The sequence below is a fragment of the Oleiphilus sp. HI0125 genome, from assembly GCF_001635355.1.
In genome coordinates, this window is sequence record NZ_LWGF01000315.1 from 1 (window position 1) to 1,439 (window position 1,439).

1 protein-coding gene and 1 pseudogene are annotated in these 1,439 nt (G+C 47.3%); both read right to left on the reverse strand.

The annotated features are described in order from the left end of the window. The coding region (locus A3762_RS04285) for an efflux RND transporter permease subunit (RefSeq protein ID WP_197469019.1) at positions 1–1,186 on the reverse strand (1,186 nt) is incomplete at its 3' end. Next, a pseudogene (locus A3762_RS27065) lies at positions 1,186–1,439 on the reverse strand (hypothetical protein); the annotation flags it as partial. The gene A3762_RS04285 and the pseudogene A3762_RS27065, both read right to left, overlap by 1 nt.

Sequence of the window (1,439 nt, forward strand, 5' to 3'; positions counted from 1 at the left end):
TAAGCGCAAACATGCTGACCATGTTGATGGTACCACCAATTGCGTACATAACAGCAAGCGTTCCTGCGAATGAAACAGGTATACCAATCGTGACCCAAAACGCGACGCGACCATTTAAAAAGATAAATAAAATTGCGACGACGAGAATCAATCCACCGATGCCGTTCTTCACAAGTAGGTTGATACGGTCTTCGATTAATACATATGCTTCGTTGTATGAATCTAAGTACACCGTTGGAGGCAAGCTTTCACTGGTTTCTTTAAGCCAAGTATTAAAGGTCTCTGCGGCTTGAAGTGTGTCAGAGGAGGGCGTTCGCAATATTCTCATCAATACGGCGGGGCGGTCCTTATAAAATACCTCGACTTGTTTTTCTTTGTTGCGTCGTTCTACTTCTGCAAACTCACCAAGCCGCAATCGTTCTCCGTTTTTAGCTGTGAGCACGACAAGATCCTTAAAACTTTCTTGGTCGCGGCGTTGTTCAATGCTGCGCAGCTCTCGTGCGACTTCATCCTTTGCCGAGGTGCCAGCAGGAATATCTTGGCTAGCGCTCGTGATCGACCTGCCGAGAGAAGGAATAGATTCTCCGATTCTGTTAATGTCCTGAGTGGATACCGTGATTGCAATTTCTTGCGCGGGAAGTCCAATAAGTTCAACCTTTGAGATACCACGTGCAATTAGCTCGCGTTCGAAGTCGTAAGCGAGCGGGCGAAGCTCATCGCGAGAGGCGTCTGCCGATAGTATTAGGGTTGCGACATCTTCATTGATCACCACTTTAGATATTTCGGGTTCTTCCGCATCAGACGGGAGATTCCGGACCAAGGATACCTGTTCCTTTACCTGATCGAGGGCAAGTCCCATGTCTGTGCCTTCATCGTATTCAAGGCTGATCACAGCGCTTGCTTGATACGAGGTCGACTTCATCTCTTTCACGTAATCAAGGTCACGTAATTCCTGTTCTAAGGGCGTAACAATGGACTTAGCAACGTCTTCAGCACTGGCTCCCGGCCAAATGACACGAACTGTAATATAATCGGGCTGAAATGAGGGGAGAAATTGTGTGTTGAGTTTGAGCAGAGATACCGCTCCTGCGATCAGCAGTATCAGCATCAACAAGTTAGCGGCAACACGGTGCTGCGCGAATCGTCCGATTAAATCGTGCTTGTGTTTCCCTGTGTCGAGCGCCATTACTTAACCACCTCAGCGCCTTGAATAGAAACTTTCAAACCATTGATGGCTTTGGGTAGCTGGGTGGTAATGATTCTGTCGCCATCCTCCAGTTGGTTGCTGCGTACTAAAATTCGGTCTCTTTGTGTATCGCTATACAAGTTACCGATGATGTCCACGTTCAGTGATTCAAGTCGGTCATCGACCACTTTAAATACGAGGTTAGTGCCATAAATTGATGAGATAGGGAGGGCTATGACGTCTTGTTGCTCTG